General features: G+C 44.2%; 18 protein-coding genes. 7 read left to right on the top strand and 11 right to left on the bottom strand.

Features of this window, described 5'->3' with window-relative positions; genetic code table 11:
- Positions 1–6: 6 nt before the first annotated feature.
- Positions 7–222, bottom strand: a complete 216-nt coding sequence (locus PHI74_06715) for a FaeA/PapI family transcriptional regulator (GenBank protein MDD5485700.1) — start codon at positions 220–222, stop codon at positions 7–9.
- A gap of 102 nt (positions 223–324) precedes the next feature.
- Between PHI74_06715 and PHI74_06710 the strand changes: the two genes are divergently transcribed.
- Positions 325–1,221: a hypothetical protein gene (locus PHI74_06710; protein ID MDD5485699.1), complete on the top strand. Its 897-nt coding sequence runs from the start codon at positions 325–327 to the stop codon at positions 1,219–1,221.
- Between the two features lie 421 nt (positions 1,222–1,642).
- Here the strand turns inward: PHI74_06710 and PHI74_06705 are convergent, their stop codons facing one another.
- The 10 genes from PHI74_06705 to PHI74_06660 all read right to left on the bottom strand — a co-directional run bounded on the left by PHI74_06705 (position 1,643) and on the right by PHI74_06660 (position 19,892).
- Positions 1,643–2,218, bottom strand: a complete 576-nt coding sequence (locus PHI74_06705; protein ID MDD5485698.1) for a hypothetical protein — start codon at positions 2,216–2,218, stop codon at positions 1,643–1,645.
- A gap of 19 nt (positions 2,219–2,237) precedes the next feature.
- The gene (locus PHI74_06700) at positions 2,238–2,936 is read right to left on the bottom strand and encodes a hypothetical protein (protein MDD5485697.1); all 699 of its coding nucleotides are present in this window, start codon (positions 2,934–2,936) and stop codon (positions 2,238–2,240) included.
- Positions 2,937–3,001: 65 nt separating this feature from the next.
- Positions 3,002–3,655, bottom strand: a complete 654-nt coding sequence (locus tag PHI74_06695) for a DUF2589 domain-containing protein (protein MDD5485696.1) — start codon at positions 3,653–3,655, stop codon at positions 3,002–3,004.
- Between the two features lie 1,641 nt (positions 3,656–5,296).
- Positions 5,297–12,895, bottom strand: coding sequence for a choice-of-anchor L domain-containing protein (locus tag PHI74_06690; GenBank protein ID MDD5485695.1), 7,599 nt, complete (start codon positions 12,893–12,895; stop codon positions 5,297–5,299).
- 324 nt (positions 12,896–13,219) lie between these two features.
- A complete protein-coding gene (locus PHI74_06685; protein MDD5485694.1) occupies positions 13,220–13,573 on the bottom strand; it encodes a hypothetical protein in 354 nt (117 codons plus the stop codon).
- 90 nt (positions 13,574–13,663) lie between these two features.
- On the bottom strand, positions 13,664–14,653 hold the full coding sequence (gene ilvC, locus PHI74_06680; GenBank protein ID MDD5485693.1) for a ketol-acid reductoisomerase: 990 nt from the start codon (positions 14,651–14,653) through the stop codon (positions 13,664–13,666).
- 7 nt (positions 14,654–14,660) lie between these two features.
- Complete coding sequence (gene ilvN, locus PHI74_06675; GenBank protein MDD5485692.1) at positions 14,661–15,152, bottom strand: acetolactate synthase small subunit; 492 nt, start codon at positions 15,150–15,152, stop codon at positions 14,661–14,663.
- A 4-nt stretch (positions 15,153–15,156) separates the two neighbouring features.
- On the bottom strand, positions 15,157–16,833 hold the full coding sequence (locus tag PHI74_06670) for an acetolactate synthase large subunit (protein ID MDD5485691.1): 1,677 nt from the start codon (positions 16,831–16,833) through the stop codon (positions 15,157–15,159).
- Positions 16,834–16,838: 5 nt separating this feature from the next.
- Positions 16,839–18,323 carry a 2-isopropylmalate synthase gene (locus PHI74_06665; protein MDD5485690.1) on the bottom strand — a complete coding sequence of 495 codons (1,485 nt, stop codon included), beginning with the start codon at positions 18,321–18,323 and terminating at the stop codon, positions 16,839–16,841.
- A 219-nt stretch (positions 18,324–18,542) separates the two neighbouring features.
- On the bottom strand, positions 18,543–19,892 hold the full coding sequence (locus PHI74_06660) for a hypothetical protein (GenBank protein MDD5485689.1): 1,350 nt from the start codon (positions 19,890–19,892) through the stop codon (positions 18,543–18,545).
- A 300-nt stretch (positions 19,893–20,192) separates the two neighbouring features.
- Here PHI74_06660 and hcp point away from each other — a divergent pair, with 300 nt between their 5' ends.
- The 6 genes from hcp (at position 20,193) to PHI74_06630 (ending at position 24,545) form a co-directional block, all read left to right on the top strand.
- A complete protein-coding gene (gene hcp / locus PHI74_06655) occupies positions 20,193–21,494 on the top strand; it encodes a hydroxylamine reductase (protein MDD5485688.1) in 1,302 nt (433 codons plus the stop codon).
- Positions 21,495–21,499: 5 nt separating this feature from the next.
- Positions 21,500–22,681 carry an FprA family A-type flavoprotein gene (locus tag PHI74_06650; GenBank protein ID MDD5485687.1) on the top strand — a complete coding sequence of 394 codons (1,182 nt, stop codon included), beginning with the start codon at positions 21,500–21,502 and terminating at the stop codon, positions 22,679–22,681.
- Between the two features lie 70 nt (positions 22,682–22,751).
- Positions 22,752–22,916, top strand: coding sequence for a rubredoxin (locus tag PHI74_06645; protein MDD5485686.1), 165 nt, complete (start codon positions 22,752–22,754; stop codon positions 22,914–22,916).
- A gap of 41 nt (positions 22,917–22,957) precedes the next feature.
- On the top strand, positions 22,958–23,179 hold the full coding sequence (locus PHI74_06640; protein MDD5485685.1) for a NifU family protein: 222 nt from the start codon (positions 22,958–22,960) through the stop codon (positions 23,177–23,179).
- A gap of 218 nt (positions 23,180–23,397) precedes the next feature.
- The gene (locus tag PHI74_06635) at positions 23,398–23,631 is read left to right on the top strand and encodes a glutaredoxin domain-containing protein (protein MDD5485684.1); all 234 of its coding nucleotides are present in this window, start codon (positions 23,398–23,400) and stop codon (positions 23,629–23,631) included.
- Complete coding sequence (locus PHI74_06630) at positions 23,631–24,545, top strand: FAD-dependent oxidoreductase (GenBank protein ID MDD5485683.1); 915 nt, start codon at positions 23,631–23,633, stop codon at positions 24,543–24,545. The genes PHI74_06635 and PHI74_06630 overlap by 1 nt, the downstream gene beginning before the upstream one ends.
- The last annotated feature ends 96 nt before the right edge of the window (positions 24,546–24,641 follow it).

Here is a 24,641-nt window from a genome sequence, read left to right as displayed (position 1 = left end):
CAGTTGCTATCCTATAGCCTTTTCACCTTTTTTACTTAGCATCCACTGATTTTGCCTTCCAACCCTTTTCCCTTTCACCAGTCCTTCAGCTTGCAACTTATAGAGATGTATCTGGGCTGTATTCCATGATATTTTAAGCTCCTTTGCAACCGTTTCAGTTGTCACAGGCCAGTCTTCCTTTGCGAGATACTGCAAAATTTTCGGATCAATTTCCTTTGGCATTATGAGACTTCCTTATGATATGTCGTTAGGATATATTGTATGATAGGATTTAAATATTTGGTATGACAAATCCTATTATCAAGCATAGATTAGGGGGAGTTTATGGAGATTGAGAGGAGATATCAAGCCTTTGAGGCCCTCAGTTTTGGTCTAGTACCTAAATCAGTACTAAAGTTCAATCTATATGGTCTAAGAAAACTAGAAAAAAGTTTTCACCTAGATAACCTTGACTTCTTATATGATGTTTTAACTAATATCGAAGGTATAAATAAGAAGTATCTCAGGTTGTGCAGAACCTTTGCAGACTTTCTTCAGCTATCCATTTTAGAAGTCGATGATACATTAGACCATTTACCAAAAACTGACATGGAAACACTTGCAAGTGAATCTATGAAAGCTCTAAATCCCGTGATTTTCTTCAACTCGATGATGAGCGAGTTAGAGAGAAATCCTGAAAACCTTGATAGATTTGCTAAAGCAGTTAAATCTTATCTAAAATCGGTTGGGGATTTATTCAACACTCCTGTAGAGTATATCAAAAACAGAGATGGCTACCTAAAAGCCAATAGCAAACAAGAAGAATATGACAGGTTGGCGACAACCCAGATACTAAGAGGCTCCCATTTAAGAGTCTATTTTTATCCATGTGTATATATCATCGATCCTCAGCCTTTACGCAAGGAAATTGAAAGGTTAGCATATTTGGCAGAGCGTACCAGAGGTATTGGATTATTGAGAAAGGACATCTACGACAGAAAGGATGACTTAAAATACGGAAATTATAACGCAATAAACCTAATAGTATCTAAATATTCAGACTCTGCTAATTTGAATTCAATTGTTTGTAGGGACATAGCTTCTGTGGGGAGAATGCTTTTGGAAGACGTTATTAAGAATGCTAATGATGTTAGAAAAAAGTACAGAAGATCTGCAAAAAATCTGATTAAGAAAGCTGAAGAATCGATTGTGGATTTGGAAGAGAATCTCGAAAGATTTTAATTTTGACAAAGAGGCTTTTGCCTCTGCTTTTGTTTAAAAATCATATTCTCACCTATTCTCCATTCTCTATTCTCCATTCTCCTGTCGGATGGCTTTAGAGCATACGTATTGCTTTTTTAATTCGAGCGTGGCTTTGGAATAAAGTTAAAAATTGTGCGGGGGAGGGGATTCGAGTCTTTAAATACTAAACGAGTATATCTTATGTTTATACGAGGTGAAAGTAAATGACAAAAGAGGGCTACACCCATGTCATTGTCCCAACAGATCTCCATCAGGTCTTGAAAGATAGAGCTGGTGAATACAATACGAGCATTGCAAAATATTTAGCAAAGCTAGTCGAAAGAAAGCCGAACCAAAAGGATTCAGGGTCCTGTCTCGTAGGAGTTCGGGGGTTCGAATCCCCTCCCCCGCATGGATTTATCTACGATATCGGTCTAGCACCGACAACATCTTTAGCTATTGTACGATCCAGCACGATGAGTGCATCGTAAAGTCCGATAAGTCCTTCTACATTTACCGTTCCTGATGATAGTTCTGGGTCTTTGGACAGAGTTTTCCATAGATCTTTTAACAAATCGGTATTATCTTTTCCATTAGGTAGCTCTTGTATTAATCCCTTCGCAGTTGCCAGTGCAACCAGTTGCCTAGTTATACCTTCTGCTTCAGCGAATCGCTCACGGTCCCTTTGAATGACGTTCGAGACAAGATTACAAGTCTGCCGAATCACATAGGAGGTGGTTGTCTCTCGAATTTTGCGCCTAGTGGGTCGACCGTAAAATTTGACATCTGGGGGGATGTCGCCTCGTTCAGCGGAAATGAGCAGTCCTCGCAAAGTTGCAACATTTCCAGCCACCGGCATACGGTTGGTTTCGAGCATCTTCTCAAGCTTTGAGAGCCACTCCTTTACATTCTCGGCGAAGTTAGTATCTCCTCGCTCCTGTTGATCAATTAAACTGGAGATGCGCAGAAGCATGATGTCGATTTCTTCGATATTCACGATGCGCAGCATACTGGAACTACTCCATAACTAGACGGCTCTTCTTCTGCCCCTCCGATTCGATCGTCGTCCATTCAAAAGCCTCCTCGGAGATTTTTAGGTGAAATCGCGTTATGACTTCGCTTGGTCCTGCTTCACGAATCTCAGAAGTTGTAGTCAGCACTTGCAGACGCGTGGGAGGCGTACGTAGCTTGAGAAATTCAACCCGTAATTCTTCTTTGAGCTTCTCCTCCAACTTCGGCTGTAGTTTTGGATCTATCAGCCTTTTAGGCAGGCCTAAATCACTTAATGTCCGAAAAGCTGTATCAGATAGCTCATTGGCGATACGATCAGTATCAATTGAGACCTCTATCGGTTGGGTAAGGGCAACCATCTTTTCGTCAAGCGCAGCTTTGAGTTTTTTTTCGTGCTCAGGCCTCAAACGGATGCCATCTCTAATGAAGCGTTTTTTCAGAGACATGTCAAATGCTTCTCGCATTTTTTGGAGAGTCGGCACACCTCGGGGTGTTTCACCGACTTGTGGCTCTTCCAACTGTTTAATCACAACTGGAACATCCACTTCGACATCTGGTAAACGAAAATGAGGCACCGGCATATTTTGTAGAAGGGGGTGACTAGCATACAGCTCGGCTACTCTCACAGCTTCTATGTCCGCCTGCATCCTTGCGATTGTAATCTCAGACAAGAGATGCCCAATATAATCACCAAGGTGGGGCATATATGGCCCTCTCTAACTGTCTTGAGTTCCACATCGATTCGTCACTTCGTTATCTATCCCTAATGCTATGAGGATGCGGGCACAGATGTTATCGCGCCTTCTAGGATACTAAGCATTTTCTCCATTCCAGCAGGCATCTCGTCTTGAACGGCCTTTACGTGAATGGCTAAGGAGTAAGTCCGATCAACTGAATTGCCCTCCTGTGTCGTACGTTGATAAGCAGTCGACACCTTCAACTTAGCTGAACCCCACAACCATCCAGCCTTTGCCTCTAGCGATGAATCGACCTTAAGGTTTGTATCGGTTTTGCGGTATTCGACCGAGTTTATCTTCGCGTTGAAGTCTATTGTCGTCTCCTCGATGCGGATGAATGGAACCGGCAGTATAGTCAGTATTGGTACTCTAAGTTCCTGCGTTTCAAAGACGGCTGGTACAGCCTCTTTTGCCTCAACTGGTGGTGTCGCGGATGGGTCAGCTGGGATGGCGGGTTGATAGGGGGCCAACTCCTTCGGATATTTAAACGTGACGTAGATGGGCTTTTCCGTACTGGTATCGCCCCCAGCGTTCTGTTCAGCGCTTGGCTTCTTGAATCCAACCTCTTTAATGAAATTTACAGTTGACATCGCGGCTTGTGCCTGTGCATTGATAACCGCTACCAGGGGGCCACCTATCATCGATTCAAAATCTATACTTGATAGTTCTTGTCCAGGACTTGGCATGATTTTTCCCTTCCTTTGATTTTAACTGAATTAGGTGTATACCTAAACCCCATTATATAGTTAATTAATGATAATATTGCTTAATTTAAGCAATTTTTAATAAAAATATCTAAAACAACCAAATAGTGGTAAATGTTTTTAAACAGCTGAATATTACTCATCAGCGACAAGGAAAATCCAAAAGAAAGTATCAGACTTTTTTGGTGGTGGAGGTACAGTTATGCAAAACGCGATTTTACGAGGGATAAAATATCGGGCAGAAGCACATGATAAAACAACGCCCTAGCCTAACAGCGGATAAAACGGGAAATCAAAGATCTCTCCAAATTGCCTTTGTAAAGTTCTTTTATCCTCGATATGTTATGTGCAATCGAAAACTGGCCTATATGTCTTAAATAAAAAAATAGGCATAGAACATTTTATTAATAATGATTGACGGTGATGACATAAATTAGGAGATTACTATGGAAAAGTCACAAGTACACAATATAAAGAAAAAGATTTTCTTACTTTTTCTTCTAGTGCCTATATTTATAGGATTGCTGCTCTTTTTGCCGGCGGGCTCATTAAACTACTAGCAAGCTTGGTTATTTATTGGCACTTTATTTATACCCCTCCTTTTTGTGGGACTGTACTTCCTAAAACATGATCCAGAACTTCTCGAAAGAAGAATAAGGTTTAAAGAAAAAGAAGCTAAAGAAAAACCATAGTAAAAATCGCACGATTATTCTTTTTCATAGGCCTCCTAATCCTTGGATTTGATTACAAATAGAATGGTTGAATGTACCATTTTGGCTTGTTATTGCGTCAGATGTTGTTATTTTCTTGGCATATATACTTGTTTTTTCGTGTTTAAGGAAAACAGCTATGCTTCGCAGATAGTTGAAGTTGATAAAAAAACAAAAAGTCATTACAACAGGACCCTATGCTATTGTCAGGCATCCGATATATTCTGGAATTATGCCTATGTATCTATTTATTCCTCTTGCCCTCAGCTCATATATTGCATTAATCTTTTTTGTTCCTACAATCATTGTGATAATTTTTAGAACATTCGACGAAGAAGAAGTTTTATTAAGAGAGTTGGAAGGTTATAAGGAATATACAAAAAAGGTAAAATATCGATTAATACCCCGTATTTGGTAAACCATTTTTGATTTCAACGGAATTTACGGTAGGCTTTCAAGCTTTCTCATCGCTATCGCTCTTTGAACCACTTTGCACCTTCATTCCGCTATTGCTTAGCTCAGAAAATATGACAGCAAATATGAGGTTCTCCTCTCGGCTTGGAACTTCGCCCAATTTCCTATTTTTTTTGGAAAATTCAGGTATGCTCAGAAATTTATACGATTGGAAAGATAAGTCATAGGTCCTACACTGATTTAAACAATCTTTTCAGACATTTACCAGTAAATTCGACTCAAAATCCCTACATGATTTTAATTTCAAACGTCAAATTATTCCCATGTTAGAAAATAAATTACACTTGTTACATATATTACACTTATAATTGAGATATCATAACATAACCTAGAAAATTTGAATAAATACAAAATAAAGGAAAAAAAGAATAGAGCGTCTTTGGCAACTCTACTCTTTCTGTTTTTGTTTGTTTTTCTTTCTTTATGCTTATATCTGTATTCACTCCAACCTGATCGCAGGAATCCAGTCGTTGTAAGTGCGACCATTTGCATCGGTGAACTGTGTGCACGTAATCGTTCCGCCTGTCACTGCCTTGCTGGTCGCATGTATTATCTGTGGATAGGAGCCCGTCCTGATCGTGTAGTTGTACGTCTCGCCCGATCTAAGCACAAAGGATTCGTCAAAGGTTATGTTGTGATAATCTCCGCCGTAACCGTTCCAGGTTGCGGTTGTGCTCCATGTCGAATTCCATATTTTGACGGATTCTGCGTGTCCGCCGGTTCCAGCACAGGGATAGGTGTACATGGAGGAAACATTGACATAGGAAGACATGACGATCGTGCCGTTGTGCGTTCCTGCTGTACTGGGTGCTGTGCCCGTACCTGTGTCAAAAGCTTCGATAAAGTTTACCCAGGTCACATAGGCGTTATTTGAGGTCTCACTTGCACTGGTGGCAACGATGGTGTCCGTGCCATTGACTGAACTGGCGTAGCTCCATGTGGCCTGACCATCCGCATTCGTCGTGTTGGTGCCCGTAAGTCCAGCATTGGGTCCATCGGTTACGTTGAAGGTGATCGTCCTGCCAGATATCCCGCTCCCATTCTCAATCAGCGTAGCTGTCAGCGTGTGATTGATGTCGTCCACTAGGCGGGTGGCCGTTATGGGTGATAGGGTTAGGTTTGGTGCAATGAAACTCCCTGCCCTGATGAATACGTCAGAATCCAAAACATAATCCCCCGCGTCAGCGATGGCTAACTTGATATGGTTCTTCTCGCCTGCATTGACATTGGCTGTTACGCTCAGGACTATCGTCAAGCCGTCTAGTTCGGTATTGATCGAACCGCCGCCATCATCCAAGTCGTTATTGCGGTAGTAGTCGGGGTTGATGGCATTGATGCCGTAGGGATTGCCCCCGTTGACATTGTTGATGGAAACGGGAGTGCTCGTGCCTGGGATCAAAGCGTGGTTGACTCCGTTGATGAAGAATCCGAAGACATCGTTATAGGCACTATGTACCCACTCGTTGTATTCCTCTGAGCCGAATACGTATTCGAAGGTTATCACATCGGTATCCGGCACGAAGTCGAACTCCAGCACGGAAGCATCATAGGTGTAATATCCTGGAATCAGGGTGTCCAGGTCTGTATCTCCTGGCATGTAATTGTCCTGTGACGTGCCATCATCGGTGTTTGGACCTATCACGTTACTGATATTCCCGCTACTCAGTATGATGCCACTATAGAAGCCGATGATGTCGGTGCCATTGCTAAACGTTCCGGCAGAGATGTTAACACCTGAATAAGTAACGTTGGAGACTGTGACGCCTCCGCCCATCAAACTATTCGCGAGGTCAGTGGGTGTCAGCCCTGAACTTAGGGGAGTCGTCTCAAGACCGCCGGTCCCTTCTTCTGCAGAAACCGTCAAACTTACCGGCACAACAATTGTGCCCTCATCAGGATCGTTGCTGCTTATGATTATATTTGCACTGTAACTTCCTGCACTGAGACCTATCGTGTTTATGCTCACCGTTATGTTGTCATAACTGCCTGGTGCTACTGAGCCGGATGTTGGGGTTTCTGTGAGCCATGTGCCCCCCGGTGTAAACGCTTCGACAGTTGCCAGAGTACCCGTGCTATTGGCACCTCCCGCAACATAGATTATACCGTTAATGACTCCGGCTGCCGCAAGTGCGCGGGCTGTTGGCATTGAAGTTTCGGTTGTCCATGTGTCAGTGGATGGGTCGTAGACATACACCGTATTATAGTAGACGCCGGCACTGCTTCCCCCCATAGCGTAGAACTTACCGTTAATAACACCACCAGCTAACCCTGTCAATGATGTTGGCATAGGGGTCTTGGTAGTCCATGTGTCCGTGGCCGGGTCATAAACATCCAAGACGCCGCTATTACCGGTTCCACCTGCCACATAGAGCTTATTATTAATGACTCCGAAAGCCGGGTCGGCATGGTCATTGGGTGATGAAGCGAGTTGGCTCCAAGTATTGGTGGCCGGGTCATAAACATGCAGGAAGTTTCTGTAGCCACTGTAGCCATCACAGGCTGTGGTAACATAGAGCTTGTCGCCTATTACGCCGGTAGCTCCGTTGCCGCTAAGTGTGGGCATGGAGGCTTTAGTGCTCCATGAATTAGCCACAGGGTCATAAGCAAATAATTGGGACTGTGGAAGCCCACTGGCAGGCCAGTTCCATCCTCCTGCTACGTAAAGCTTGCCATTGATTGCGCCAGCACCATCTCCTGAATACCGACCTTCGGGCATGGATGCCAGAGTGCTCCAGGTATCCGTTGTTGGATTATATGCCTGAAGCGTAGAGGTCGCTCCAGTCGTTCCGTCATGACCGCCGGCAACATAGAGAACCCCGTTAATCACTCCTGCCGCGGCCCCAAACCGCGCCGCAGGCATTGGGGTCTTGGTAGTCCATGCTGAGCCGTCGACTGCTTCGCCTTGTGACGCCCAATAGAATATCCTCTCTATGATGACATCTGGATCATCTCCATATACCGTGCCTGTACCCCGCCAATTGCTCGTATGGACTGCAATCCTTCCACTTCCATATTCTGCCACAGCAAGTGAAAGAACATCCTCCACTGATGATTTTGCAAGAAGGTCGTAGTTAGCATCGAGTGTAGAAGTCGGTATCCTATCGTATACATCTGGCATATCACTATTGTTAAGACCTTGTGTTATGTAATGGGTTGAGTCAAGTATCGTCACGCCGTACCCAGGATACCAGGTATCTGTATAAGTTAGGTTATAGGGCAAAAAGCTTGGAGTGTATGGGGCATCAAATTCGCAGCACTGTCCTATTACGAGTCCTCCGCCATTGCTAAGATATGTCTTTATAGTGTCTCCGATGGACTCTATGTAATCTGACGAATACCCCCATTCTATTGGGAGGTAAACCACGTCATATCCTTCTAAATCAGATAATGTCAAATTGGCAATGGCAGAATCTTCTACGAGAACAGCATTTGCCCCAAGTGCGTTTATCCTTGTGACTTCATCACCATCGTATGAAGAAATACTAGCTCCAAGTACGAGTATGTCAAGGCCATCGATAAGCCCCGTATATTTAACAGTGTATGTTGACCTATAGATTGGTTTTGAACCAACTGATAGGTCTGCTTCTGCTGCTGTCAAACCATGAACTCTAACCATTAGCTCTTTTGCGAACGAACTCATTGTAGCATTGGCATCGCTTATGTTATAGGTGAGGGTTGCATTTCCATTGTTTCCGATCGTCAGCGTATAATTCTGTGCCGTATTCGTGGATAGCGTCACATTGAAGCTGGCAGGATCAACCCAAATATCTGGGTCTTCGCTGGGTGATTCAACCGTCAAACTTACCGGTACAACAGTTGTGTTCTCATCAGGATCGTTACTGCTTATGGTTATATTTGCACTGTAACTTCCTACACTAAGACCTGTCGTGTCTATGCTCACTGTTATGTTGTCATAACCGCCTGATGCTACTGAGCCGGATGTTGGGGTTTCTGTGAGCCATGTGCAGTTTGTTTCTGTAGTCCCTAAATCCAGAGCATTTGAAATTATCCTTGCTGCATCATCATTGTATGAATAGTAGTCGTAACCTATGAGAACCACGTGACCGCCCCCCAGATCCCGCACAGCAACCACTGGATACCCATAAGAATCCACGATTAGATTCTGGATTTCCGGATCTGTGATGCTATAGGCTGCAACCGCATCAGCTGCAGCGACCGTTGATCCAAGACCGTCCGTTATCGGATGGGTTGTATCAGCAACGGTGAACGTTCCAGTCCAATATCCATTAGCATAGGTCGCATTCATCAGACCTGCGTTGAGAAGGAATCCTTGGTACCCACTCCATTCGCAACAGACGATAACTGTTCCACCATCATTGACGAAATCTCCTAATACCGCCGAGAATGCTGAGCCCATTGAAGCCAAAGTCGTGCTATTGGCCATTTCGGGCTCAGGCACCAGGAAGACGTCCTTGCCTGTCAGCTCCGAACTAAGAACACTTGGGTTGGTTGTCGTGCTCTCGGTTACCGTATAATCGGTATAATACTGTGAAATAGCACTCAACGTATTCGCATATTCCCAATAATAGTCAGCATATGGGACCCATGCAAGAACCTGGGTTGTGCCAGATTGTTTCAGAACATCAGATGCTATGACCTCAGGAACTGTTGGTCCCCCTTCGTTATTATTGTTCTCAGTTTCAGATATTCTTAGTCTCGGAATTATTGCTATCGAACGTTTTGAAGTTTTATCCAGTGAGCTAACAGAGGCGGTAGCATTAGCATCGCTTATGTTATATGTGAGGGTTGCAGTTCCTCGGTTTTCGATCTGAAGTATGCTGCTCCACGTATCCCCTTGATTCAGGGTCACAGTGAAGCTGGTTGGGTCAACTGCTATGTCTGGGTCTGCACTAGTTAGCTCTACAAGTGGCAAATGATCCTTGTTTGTGCTACCTGAAATGTTATGGGGTGTATCTCCAAGCCCGTCTCCATCCGAATCCTCGCCAGTATAATCGCTCCAGTAGTTTCCTCCGAGGTAGGGTCCACCGATTATGTTTGTTCCTTCCGCTTTACTGACGTTCCAGGTATTGCTTCCATCGTCGTAGGCGTTGTTTGTGTTGTCGAGGTAGTTATTGTAGATGGTGTTGCTGCTGGAAGAAGACAGATAGATGCCATAGTCGTTGTTCGATGCAGTATTGTTCTCAAGCACGTTGTTATTGCTCAAAGACAGATAGATGCCATAGTCATTGTTCGATGCATTGTTGTTCTCGAGCACGTTGTTGTTGCTGTAGGAATACCACAGGATGATACCATCATAGTTGTTCGATGCGGTATTGTTCGTGAGTGTGTTGTAGCTTGAATAAGCCAAGGAGATGCCTTCGACATTATTCGAGGCGGTGTTATTCTCGAGAACGTTGCTGTCGCTCCAAAAATGCAAGGAGATGCCGTATTCGTTGTTCGAGGCGGTAACATTTTCTATCCTTGAATTGCTTGTGTATGCAAACAGCACCCCCTGAAGGTTATTTTTTAATGTTAAATCCTTCACCGTTATGTTCGTGGAGTTTACAACCCCCACAAAGCCAGCATCGCTTGGAATCACTCTATCCTGCTGGTCGACCCAGTAATAAATCGGCTTTCCATCTATGAGGTTGCTCGTGTTTATGTTATGGGTGTGTTCAGAGAGGCTGAAACCAAAAACACCGAAGTTGTACGTGTTTCCAGACATTGTATTGCTCGTAAGCGTGTTGCTACTGGAATAATCGAAGGAAATGCCACGGTAGCTGTTCGAGTTGGCGGTGTTACTCGTTAGCGTGTTGCTACTGGAATCAGAGATACGAACTCCATTGTAGTTGTCCGAGGCGTTGTTGTTTGATAGTGTGTTGTCGTTGGAAGAGTAGAGGCAGATTCCATCGTAGCTGTTCGAGTTGGCGGTGTTACTCGTTAGCGTGTTGCTGCTGGACTGATACAAGTAGATGCCATAATAATTATCCAACGCTTTATTATTTGTGATATTACAGTGGTCTGTGCCACTTCCGAGATATATCCCATTAGAAGAACTTGCTCCCTGAACAGTGAACCCGCTTATATTCACGTAATCTGCGGTTACCTCAAAAACATGATCATATGCATCAGATACCTCCACGATAGTATCCGCAGGATTTCCAGAGGTCGACCTGATTGTTAAAGACTTGTTAACATCCACATTTTCGGTATAAGTTCCAGCATCAACAGTTATTGTATGCCCCTCTATTGTATCAGGGTCATCTATTGCGGTCTGAATCGTCGAAAAGTTCTCGCCTGTGTTGAGGTTGTGGACTGGTAAAGTCGTCGATTCACCATATTCAATCTTATCGACCCATCCACAATCTGATCCTTCACTTATGGACTCGTCTTTAGAATATTCCCACTTCAGCGTATGTGTGCCCGAGCCTATTGAATATGTTTTTTGTGCCCAGTCTGTATCGCCTGATATATTGTTCTGTTCTACCCCATCTATGTAGAACCTCAGATAATCACAGTTGGCTTCTGAAGACACCTTCCAGTAAAACGAAAGATTATCTGGACCTGTAACCGTGGTCTGCATCCAGCTAGTCTGACCATAAGGGTAATCAGATATACCTCCACTTTCTGCAGCATCTCCGCCGTAATAATAGGTCCATGTCTGTCCGAACCATTCTGCAGTTCCACCCGTGACCCAGTCCAGGTCATAATTGTCAACAGCCGCTGGGATACTCATCTGCACCACTCTTAACGCTGTCGCTGCATTGACCAATCCCCAGCCGTACTCTTCATCCCAACCAGGCGTTCCTTTGTCCTCTGCCGAACTCTTCAATAGAGCACTGATGTTATCTGGGCCTGTTATGCCTTTAGCGATCACAAGTGCTGCCACTCCGGATACATGGGGCGTTGCCATGGACGTGCCCTGCTTGAACTCAAAAACGAACTCGCCTGGATAATCTCCAATAGTCTGCTGGAGAACACCATCGCCATAGCCATCTCCATTTTGATCCTCTGTCATGTCCCCGCCAGGAGCGACTAAATCCAGGTAACTGCCCGTATTCGAGTAATATGAGCGGGTTTCGTCATACCTGGTGGCACCAACCGCGATGACATAATCATCGTATGCAGCAGGATAACTCGGCGCATTTCCCTCTTCATATTCATTACCGGCAGCGGCAATGACGGTCACTCCATTATTGTAGGCATACTCAACAGCCTCTTCTATCGTTGAAGAAGGGGTTGATCCGCCCAGGCTCATGCTGATGACATCAGCACCGTTATCGACTGCATAATAGATACCATCTGCGACCCAGGCATTGGTTCCGCTACCCGTTGCATTAAGCACCTTTATTGGCATTATTGAGCAACCGAACGCAACTCCTGCAACGCCATATCCATTGTTGGTTGTTTGAGCGATGGTGCCAGCGACATGTGTACCATGTCCGTTATCATCATTTGGATCCGAATCACCATTGACAAAATCATAACCCGGTACGAAAGCGGTGCCAGCCAAATCCGGTGCCTGAGCCACTCCCGTATCTATCACAGCCACTACAACTCCTGAACCATTGGATATACTCCAGGCAGGTTCCATATGAATCCCGCCATACACATGATTGTCGAGATGCCACTGATAGGGATAATAGGTATCGTTGGGGATCATCAAAGCATGGACCCTATAGTTTGGCTCTGCATATTCTACTTCTGGCAGGCTCTCATATATTTTGACCATCTCATCTACTGTTTTATCCGAGGGGACTCTCAGTACCTGAGTACCCGAAAGCAGGGTGGACTTCGCGGAAGCCCCATATTCGAAATTAGCCCTGACCAATGCACCGTCTTCGATGTCAGATTTGAACTTGACTAGGATTTCACCGGGTGCATGCTCTGACATGGCGGGGGCATGATTAAGCTCTTTTATCTCAAATATTTCTAGTGGCTTCTCTGCTATTATTGGCTTCCTTACCATGCTCGTATCTGTAACTGTAGCTGCAAGGCTAACTCCATTTATAGATGTTAAAAGGAAAATACAAATTACGAATACCATTAATTTTGTTTTTATTTTTGTGCTATTCATTCGCTCACCTCCCTTTGCCCATACTTTACAAGTGAGCATTTTATCATCAGTGAAACTTATATAAAAACTTTCTACTTTTTTTTACGATTTAGCTTCTGTAGGGTTAACTAACTGAAGCTGCTGAAAGAAGTATCCTGAAAACTCAGACATGAGTCCTCATACGATCATGCCGGTAAAATTTTAGTTCTTTATTCTTTTGTATTTCCTTTTAATCCCTTAGTAATTCCTACACTAAATTATTTATGTATTACTTTCTTCTTCGTTCATCTTGGCGACATTTAGAAATCCACCATCATTCGTTCATTTATGATTCAGCAATAAACTTCAATGACACTTCAACAGTGGCTTTAGCTGTTCAAATGTCATATAGCCCGGGTAACGCTCTCTTTCTATTTCAAATGTGGGCACTCTCTGGAGATTGTATTTTACAAGATCAGCTTCTGTCCTTATTTCAACTTCGACCACAGTGATGCCCAAATCTTTTAGTTTTGGAATGGTCCCGTCCTCTTTAACCCTTTGGCAGTCAGAACGCCCATAATATTCAGAGTAATAATACGTCATTTCTGTGATCTCACAGGGATTTGGGTTATCTTTTACAACAAAGTAGCCGATGGCCCCACCCAGTATGAAGCAAACTACAGTTAATAGTGCGAATGCTATTGTCTGCTCTCTCCCCATATTTGCGCCTCTATGCTACCCTTTGAATGGTTTAGACGGATTCAAAGAGCATCCAATTCTTATTCTTGGATTTTTAATAAAAGGATTATTTCATTTCCTCAGCCACGGCATCATGGCTCTGAGCTTTTTGCCAACTTTCTCTATCTGATGCTCTGCATCTTTGGCCTTCAAGGCATTGAATACAGGTCGATTTGACTTGTTCTCTTTGATCCATTCCTCTGCGAACGTGCCATCCTGTATCTCTCTCAGGATTTGCAGCATGGCTTCTTTGGACTGGACGTTGATGACCCTTTTTCCCCTGGTAAGGCCCCCATATTCTGCCGTGTCAGAAACGGAATCCCACATATGACATAAGCCACCCTCATGAATCAAATCGACGATCAATTTCAGCTCGTGCAGCGACTCAAAGTATGCCACCTCTGGCTGATAGCCCGCATCAACCAAGGTCTCAAATGCTGCCTTTATCATCTCTGTTACGCCTCCGCACAAGTCTACTTGTTCACCGAAAAGATCGGTCTCGGTCTCTTCCTTAAACGTCGTCTCGATGACTCCTGCCCTAGTTGCACCTAGTGCCTTGGCATAGGCCAGGGCCAATTTCAAGGCATTACCTGTAGCATCCTGAAATACAGCAACCAAGGAAGGAACTCCTTTGCCTTCTTCAAACATCTTTCTTACCAAGGCCCCTGGGCCTTTAGGCGCAACCATAAACACATCCACTTTTTCAGGTGGCTTTATCTGTTTAAAATGGATATTAAAACCGTGCGAAAAACACAAGGCCTTACCTTTTTTCAAGGCAGGCTCGATAGACTCTTTATATACTTTGGACTGCACATGGTCCTGAGTAAGTATCTGTATAATATCTGCACTCTTTGCTGCCTCATCTGCTGGGACAGGGACAAATCCGTCGTTTTTGGCCTGTTGGAAATTAGGGGCCCCTTCTAGTTCTGAAATAACTACCTTGCAACCTGAATCTCGCAGACATAAAGACTGCCCTCTTCCTTGGATGCCATAGCCGATAATGGCAATGGTCTTATCCTTTAATAGACTTAAATCTCCATCTTTATCATAGTATATTCTCATGTTGTTTTCACTCCTGTACGCTCTTCAGACCTCTGGTCAATGCGACCTTTCCGGTTCGTGCCAATTCTTTGATCCCGAACTGCTTTAGCAAAGATTCCATGGCGTTGATCTTTGTCTCATCGCCGGTAACCTCAATAATCATTGTTTTCGGGGAGACGTCTACGATCCTCGCCCGGAATATGTCGGCGATTTGCATGATCTCGGAACGCATCTTGGGTTCGGCCACCACCTTGATCATCACAAGCTCTCTTTCCACGGATTCCTCTGCTTTTAGGTCAGATACCTTGATGGTATCTATGAGTTTATTTAATTGTTTTGTCACTTGTTCCAAGACCCTATCGTCACCCTCTACGACTATCGTCATTCGTGAGATCTCTGGATTTTCGGTCACTCCAACCGCCAAGCTATCTATGTTAAAGCCTCTTCTGGAGAAAAGGCCTGCAACTCTCGCTAAAACACCTGGTTTGTTCTCCACCAAGACTGACAGAGTGTGCTTCATTTTTTCATCCCTCATAGTCTATAATTTCGTTTATAGCGGCACCTGCCGGCACCATCGGAAGCACGTTCTCCTCGGGATCGATCTTGAAATCGATGACAGCGGGTTTATCAGAGGTTACTGCCTCCTCTATTGCTGATTTTACCTCGCTTGGTTTCCTCACCTCTATGCCGAGAGCGCCATATGCCTCAGCCAACTTTGTGAAATCTGGACTTGCACCTAGGTATGTGGCAGCATATCTTTTATCATAGAACAACTCCTGCCACTGGCGCACCATCCCCAAAAACCCGTTGTTTAGAATTGCCACCGTGACTGGAACATCGTTTAGTACTGCAGTCGCAAGCTCTTGGCAGGTCATCTGGAAGCTTCCGTCCCCGGCGATGTCGATGACGGTTTTGTCAGGGCATCCCACCTTGGCACCTATGGCGGCTGGAAAACCGTACCCCATCGTGCCCAGCCCGCCAGATGATATAAAACTTCGTGGTTTAGTGCACTTGAAATATTGTGCTGCCCACATCTGGCATTGCCCAACTTCTGTTGCGATAATGGCATCTGGACAAAGCTCATGGATCTGCTCGATGATAAATTGCGGCTTAAGCGTTTTACCACTACGATCATATCTCAGGGGGAACTCCGTTTTCCATTCCTCGATCTTCTTGAGCCATTCTATTCTGGGCTTTTCTCTCAACCCTTTGATCATCTCCTTAAGGACGCTTTTTGCATCCCCAACGATTGGTATGGTGACTGAAACGCTCTTGCTTATCTCAGCCGGATCGATGTCTATATGGATGACTTTTGCGTTCGGTGCAAAGGCATCTAGCTTGCCAGTCACTCTGTCATCGAACCTTGCCCCAACTGCTATGATCAAATCGGTTTCCGTCATTGCATAGTTCGCATATTTCGTGCCATGCATGCCAACCATTCCCAATGATAGGGGGTGGTTCTCCGGGAACGCTCCTTTGCCCAGCAAGGTAGTCATAACTGGGGTAAGAGTCAGCTCTGCTAATGCTCGTAACTCTTCGGAGGCATTAGAAATTATAACACCACCACCGGCATAGACGATTGGGCGCTCTGCATCCGTTATTGCTTTGATGGCTCGTTTAATCTGCAGGGGATGTCCCTCAATCGTTGGCTTATACCCCCTTAAATCGAAGGTCTTGGGATATTCAAACTCAATCTCCGTAATCTGGACATCTTTAGGTATGTCCACAAGCACAGGGCCAGGTCGCCCTGTGGAGGCGATGCAGAATGCCTCTCTTATGGTCTTAGGCAGATGATTGGCGTTTTTTATGAGGTAATTTATCTTCGTAATGGGAAGCGTGATGCCCGTAATATCCGCCTCTTGAAAAGCATCATTACCTATCATGCTGGTGGGCACCTGACCCGTGAACGCCACCATCGGTACCGAGTCCATGTAGGCATTAGCGATGCCGGTAACAAGATTCGTCGCACCGGGTCCGGAGGTCGCCATGCACACTCCTGTTCGCCCGGTTGCCCTTGCATATCCATCCGCCATATGGGCAGCACATTGCTCATGTCTTACGAGAATGTGTCTTATGCTCGAGTCATACAACTCATCGTGTATTGGCAGGAGTGAACCCCCGGGAATTCCAAAAATGACTTCTACGTTTTCTTTACGCAGGCATTCAACAAATGCTTCCGCCCCTGAAATTTTGCTCACCATTTTCATCACATCAGTCGGTTGATTCCCTCTAACATGGCCTCTACGGATGCCATTATGATATCTTCTCTTGCACCTCTGGCTGTAACGGTCTTTCCGTCCCTGCTCAGCTTGACCCATACCTCCACCAAGGCATCTGTGCCGCCCGTAATGGCCTCTACGCGATATTCATCCAACTCAATATCTGCTATGTCCTCTATGGCCCTTCGTAATGCATGAAGGGCAGCGTCTACTGGTCCGACACCGATACCAGATTCGATTATATCCTGGTCGCCTACTTTTAGCTTAACTGAGGCAGTTGGAGTGACTTTGTTTCCAGACACGACGGTCAGTTCGTCCAATTTCACCTTTGCCTCTCGATATACGCCCAATACAGCTTCTGCTATGGCCTGTAGGTCTGCATCTGTCGTTTTCTTCCCCTTATCGCCCAAATCCTTTATCCTGCGAACGATCTCATCTAACTGCTCCTCGCTGGCTTTCAATCCAAATTCCTTTAGGGCTAGATTGACAGAGCTTTTTCCTGCATGTTTACCAAGCACGATCTTTCTGGTTCTGCCAACTATTTCCGGAGACATCGGCTCATATGTATTAGGGGAGGCTAGTACTCCATGGGTATGGATGCCCGACTCGTGGGTGAAGGCATAATCCCCTATGATCGCTTTGTTAGGGGCAACCAGTATGCCGGTCAGCCTACTCACTAGGCGAGATGCCGTATACAGATTTGTGGTATCTATGCCCGTATCATAGTTATACAATGCCTCCAGCGTCATCACAACCTCTTCTAAGGCAGCATTGCCTGCCCTTTCACCTAATCCATTGGCGGTAACATGCACTTGTTTCGCCCCCACTCTAAGTGCAGCGATTGAGTTGGCAGTCGCCAATCCAAAATCATTATGACAATGCACGCTTATCGGTGCATTTAGTTTGACAAGCCTCCTAAATATATCTTCCGTCCGCTCAGGTAGCAACACCCCTACTGTATCGCAGAAGCATAGGCGGTCTGCACCCGCTTTTATTCCTTCCTCATACACAGAAATCAGATAATCAATATCTGCCCGGGATGCATCCTCTCCGCTCAACTCAACGATCAAGCCATGGTCTTTTGCGTACTCCGTAACGCTGACTGCCATCTGTTTTACAGTTTCGCGATCCTTCTTTAGTTTTCTCTCGATGTGAAGGTCTGAGACCGGTACCACCAAGTGGACCGAATCCACATCACAACCTAATGCTATGTCTATATCCTTCTTAAGCACCCTGGCAAAACTGCATATCTCTGCATTTAAGCCTTCATTGGCGATCGTTTTGATAGATGCTCGCTCGCCCTCAGAGGTGATCGCAGAGCCCGCCTCTATCACGTGCACTCCTATGGAATCAAGCTTACGAGCGATCCGCAACTTTTCTTCTGCGGTCAGTGAAACGCCGGGTGTTTGCTCACCATCTCTAAGCGTCGTATCGAAGAATTTTATATCCTTAAACGGGGTCTCTCCTGTCATTTGCACAGCTCCTTATTTCACTTTAGCGCAATATCAATCTTTGGGTATCAAGCGAATAGCGGGACCAAGACCAACACTACCTGTACCTCACTTTGATTAATTAAAATATCTATCAACAGTCGAGTAATATCTCTAAAGCGATCTCTAAGTAGGGGCAATTAAGTTTCGATTAGATAACCAATAAGAAAAGCGGCGCAAAAATAGTGGCAATTTTGCCTATCAACTTGATTCGCTTAGTGGGTTCCAATCTACAATACCTATGGTATTTTGATTGTTCTTTAAAATTATATAGCCAATACGTTGAAGGGCTTCTAACGAATCGTCCACTGTACCTGAATTAAAACCATATTTTTTCTCAACTCGATTTTGCACCTCTACTCTTGGAACGTCTTTTTTATCCAAACTATCTGACGCATTAATTATTTCTAGAAAAATTTTGTGATCAGTAGGAGTATACTTGCCTAAATCAGAAATACTTCTAATGGCAGGTCGTCCAAACAAGTTTAAATCCCAACCTTTTCTTAAAAGAGTTTGTGCTTCTTCTTCGACTTTAATATACCAGTCTTTCCATTCATTTAGGGCTTTGTTAAATGTTTCATCATCCACTTTATCACTGAGTTCCAGTCTGGTCAAACTCAAGGCAACCCGTTGTGCTAGAGTGTAATCTATCTCTAAAATCTCGCAGGGTTTGTTCGCCACTAACTCTCGAACGTCCCGTATAACCTCAACGACCTTGTTAGTGCAACTCTCTGGTATATATGGTCGGCACATGAGTGCCGAGAGCTGATATTGTAGCACATCTATGTTGCTGGTATATTTCATTTTTTTGTAATCTGCATCTTTCAAAAAGAGTGGGAGATGGATTGGTTTATTTGGCTCTTGTCCCAATAACGTATAATTACACTCTATAACTTTTTCACCAATATCAGCAGACAATCTAGTATCATCTTTGCTTTCGATTAATGCAAAATAGTAAGGACTTCGGGTAGAGAGAAAGTCTGGTGGCAGGTATGTTTTCATGGTATTTTTAAGGCACCTTAGACGATTTTTTGGTCCAAAGAAATCAAATATTTTGGAATTAATGCCTCCCAAAAAATACGAGTCCGTTGGTGGAGAAGATACAAGTTGCATTCCAATTATTCGGTCAAGGTAATCTTCCTTGCCATTTATCCATTGCTCGGAAACATAATGCAAAAAATCGTCTTTATCAATATGTGGTTTTGGCATGTCATTTACGGCTAGAGACCAATCTTTCCAGTTATCAACCGTATGTATGTAAACATAATCGCCTTGGAGTGATTTCTTTTGAAAATTTATGGCTTTTTCGGTCTTTCCGACATCCACTTCCACTTTTCTGTTTTCCTCTGGCCTTTCTGTGATTGAAGGATCTAGATAGTAATAAATATCTCTTTCCTCTGGGTAGAAAGGACTTCGATCTAGCTTGAAATACGGGGTACCCCTTTTCCAACGTACCCAACCTAAATGATGACCACTCGTTTCAAAAATTAGTTTACGCTCAAATGGAGCAAATAGTGCACCAATTTCTCTCTTTTCGAGTTTTATTTTCATTGGAGTTACACATTAAGTAATATTATTGAAATAACAATAAACTTTGTGCAATATTGTATGTAAGCGTATCTAGGGTTTAAAAACCCTCGACTGCCCAGAAAAAAGACCTTCCCATATGTGATTATAATCCATTTCTTTAGGTGATCCGTTAACTACCTCTCTAGAAAGAGAATCACCTATAACTTTTGGGGGTTATCTCAAGAGGTTAGGGGGGTACAGAGTTCTGATCCAATTTCCATTAGCGATTGGTTTATTACTTAGTTACTTAATAAAATAACTTAGAACTGGGGGTCCTAAAAAATGGAAGACTTGAAAATGTTTTGTTATCAATGCTCTCAAACTGCAAGAGGTACTGGCTGTACCATTAAAGGCGTATGCGGAAAAGAAGCCACAGTTGCTCGGCTACAGGATAATCTGCTGCTCACAGCTAAGGGTATGTCAGCCTATCTTTATCATGCGAGAGAACTTGGATTTACTGATCAAGAAATAGATGCATTTTTAGAGAGGGTATTTTACTCCACCTTCACCAACGTCAACTTTGATGCTGCAAACTTTGTCCAACTGGCTGTTGAAGCAGGAAAAATGAACCTAAAAACGATGAGACTTTTGAAGGAAGCCCATATTAAAGCCTATGGGGAACCCGAGCCGACTGAAGTGCAGACAGGAACGAGAAAAGGTCGGGGAATTATCGTTACTGGCCATGGATTGAAAGCACTCGAGGCTTTACTCAAGCAAACCGAAGGAACAGGCATAAATGTCTACACTCACTCGGAGTTGCTTCCTGCCCATGGCTATCCGGGGTTGAAAAAGTATGACCACCTGGCAGGGAATTTGGGAGGGGCATGGTTCGACCAGAAGCAATTATTTTCAAAATATCCTACAGCAATCCTTGGAACATCCAATTGTGTCCTGATCCCCAAGGAAGATTACAAAGACCGAATGTTCACGACCGGACCGACCCGGCTACCGGGTGTAAAACACATTGAGGGATACGATTACACTCCCGTGATAGAAAAAGCCGAATCGCTGCCTGAGCTTGATGAGAAACCCGGAGACGTTGTATTGACTACTGGCTTCTCCAAGTCCGTGGTTCTGTCCTTGAAGGACAAGATAAAAAAACTGGTGGAGGCCGGCAAGATCCGCCATTTCTTCCTCGTAGGGGGTTGTGACTCACCTCACAGTAAGGCACAGTACTATCGGGATTTTGTTCAGCGGCTGCCGCGGGATACCGTCGTCCTAACGCTGGCCTGCGGTAAGTTCAGAATCAACGATTTACAGCTTGGAGACATAGATGGAATCCCCAGACTGATTGACTTGGGTCAATGTAACGATGCGATAGTTGCCATCGATATAGCCTCTGCTCTTGCTGAGATCTTTGGCGTAGGGATAAACGAGCTTCCGCTGACATTGGTCTTGAGTTGGATGGAGCAAAAGGCGGTTGCCATTCTCTGGACACTTCTTTCATTGGGCATAAAGGGCATATACATCGGTCCCATACTTCCTGCCTGGGTGAATGACGACATTCTGAAAGTACTCCAAGATAACTATGACCTAAGGCTGATAGGCAATCCAGCGGACGATTTGAAGGAAATGCTGAGTTGATCATCATGAAACCCAGGGAGCTGAAACCAGACATTTACTCGATTGGGGCTGTTGATTGGGATAGAAGATTGTTTGATGAGCTCATACCGCTTCCTGATGGAACCAGCTACAACTCCTATTTAGTGAAAGGTAGCGAAAAAACGGCTTTGATAGACACCGTGGATCCAACCATGGGGGATGTTTTGATAAAGAATCTTAACCAGCTTGACATTAAAGATATAGACTATATAATTGTAAATCACGCCGAGCAGGACCATTCCGGATACTTGCCACAGATAATCGATGCCTATCCCGATGCCAAGGTTGTCACCAACCCAAAGTGTAAAGCCCTGCTTAGGGATTTGCTTGCAATACCTGAGAATAAGTTCATAACGGTGGACGATGGAGGCATCCTATCGTTGGGGGACAAAACGCTGGAGTTCATCTATGCACCCTGGGTACACTGGCCTGAGACCATGTTGACCTACCTAAGGGAAGACAGAATCCTGTTTCCCTGCGACCTGTTCGGCTCTCATCTGGCGACATCTGATTTGTATGTAACTGATGAAGCAACGGTCTATGAATCAGCCAAGAGATATTATGCGGAAATCATGATGCCCTTCAGGACGACCCTCCAGAAGAATTTGGAGAAAATAAAGGACTTGGAAATAGACCTTATTGCACCCAGTCACGGTCCCATATATGCAAATCCGAAGTTTATCCTCGAGGCATACAGACATTGGGTTCTGGATCTGCCAGATAATACGGTGGTAGTGCCCTATGTATCCATGCACGGTAGCACAAAGGAGATGGTGGATTATTTCGTAGGGGCTCTGACTGAAAGAGGGATAACTGTGAAACAGTTTAAACTGTCAAATACTGACATCGGAAAGTTGGCAATGACGCTGGTAGATGCCGCCACTGTTGTCATGGGGGTCCCCACCACATTGGCCGGTGCACATCCACTTGCTTTTTATGCTGCCTACCTCGTAAAGGTCCTCAGACCAAAATTAAAATTTGTTTCTATCATTGGCTCCTATAGTTGGGGTGGTAAGGCAGTAGAACAACTTGCAGAGATTATTTCCAGCTTGGATGTTGAGATACTGGACCCAGTCTACTGTAAGGGCTTTCCAAGGACGAAAGATTTTGAGTCTCTGGATAAGTTGGCTGATACCATCTACAAAAAGCACCAAGAGATGAGTCTGTGAGTACTAAAGTTTGTATGATCTAGAAAAGGCATACCTAGGTGTGCAACAGTAATAAAAGGAGGTTGAGAAGATGGACAAATATATATGTACAGTTTGTGAGTATGTGTATGATCCGAAAGTTGGCGATCCCGATTCTGGGATTAAGCCTGGAACGCCCTTTGAGGAGCTGCCAGATGATTGGGTTTGCCCTCTTTGTGGGGTATCCAAAGACCAGTTCGAAAAGTTAGTGGAATGAAGAATTTTCAAAAAAAATCTTTGAATGGGGTAGAAAACATGATGGAAAAGAAAGTGCAATCTGTTTTAAATAAGATGAGGCCCTCGCTACAAGCGGACGGTGGCGATGTGGAATTGGTAGAGATCACATCCGATGGAGTGGTAAAGGTAAAGCTAAAAGGTGCATGTAGCGGATGTGCGCTGAGTCAGATGACACTAAAAATGGGCATAGAGAGGGCAATAAAGCAAGAAGTACCAGAGGTAAAAGAAGTTATCTCTGTATAAAGTACAGTAGGTAGTTGGTACAACATTTCACTTAAGAACCAATAGTGGATGTATGCGTTACAATTATGTTAAATAGGATTACATAGATGCTATTGGGTTTATGCGGGATGGGGAATTTTCTATATGAGGGTGGGCTCCAGAGCTGTCAGACAGTTTACAGCTGTCAAACAGTTTACCCACCTGTGCTATACAATGAAAAAAATACAAGGAGGTGAAAAATGGCAAAGATTAAGGTGTACTCAACACCCACGTGCCCCTACTGTCGGCTGGCAAAAAATTTTCTAAAAGAAAGAGGTGTTGACTTTGAAGACGTAGACGTTTCAGTGGATCGCAAAGCTGCAGAAGAGATGATACAAAAATCTGGACAAATGGGAGTCCCTCAAATTGAAATCAACGAAAAAATCATCGTGGGTTTTGATAAAGGAGCGATAGAAAAGGAGCTAAGTAAGTAATGTATGACCTGATAATCGTCGGAGCGGGTCCTGCAGGCATAACCGCTGCAGTGTATGCTGCAAGAAAAAAGATGAAGACCCTCGTGATAACGAAAAATATCGGTGGATATGCCTCACTTTCCAGCTCAGTCGAAAACTACATTGGCTATCAGTTTATCTCAGGTCTCGAGCTGGTAAAAAAGTTCAAAGAACACCTGAAAAGTTTTGATGTTGAAATAAAAGAGGATACCGAGGTACTGTGCGTCAGAAAAATAAACAATCATTTCAGGGTGGAGACGGATAAAGGAGAATATGAGTGTTTAACTGCGATAGTTGCTACAGGAAGACAGCCAAGATTACTTGGTGTGCCAGGCGAAGTAGAATTTAGGAACCGAGGAGTTACTTATTGCGCAACATGTGATGCACCTCTATTTGCGGGAAAAGACGTTGCAGTGATTGGTGGTGGTAATTCTGCCACGGATGCGACTATTCAGCTAACGTCCATTGCAAACAAAATTTATCTGATTAATATCGATGAGGATCTGGCAGGGGATGGGATAATGGTGGAAAAGATAAAAAAATCAGATAAAGTTGAAATCCTTAACAACGCCAAAACAAAAGAGATTTTGGGCGATAAATTTGTCAATAAAATCAAAGTACTGGTTAACAAATCGGTGGAAAGAATCTTAGATGTGCAGGGCGTTTTCATCGAGATCGGCTCAATGCCCGTCAAAGGGCCCGGGTGTGGTGTCAATACCAACGAAAAGGACGAGATCCTTGTGAACCAGCGGTGTGAAACTGATATTCCTGGATTATTTGCCGCAGGGGATGTTACTGATGTTCCTGAAAAACAGATAATTGTTGCCGCTGGGCAAGGAGCTATTGCAAGTCTTTCAGCTTTTAAGTACCTCTCAAAAAACATTTTTGATGCGTAGAGGCCTGAGAGTAAAATTAGGGCTATGTTAGGATGTGGATGGACGAGTATGTTGGTGGCCATAACCATGGAAAGGAAAAATAGATGAGGAGTATTC

The organism is Methanocellales archaeon (assembly GCA_028715985.1).
Classification (GTDB): Archaea; Halobacteriota; UBA148; order UBA148; family UBA148; genus UBA148.
Note: the sequence above shows the minus strand (reverse complement) of the source record. Positions and strands in the feature narration are given on the sequence as shown.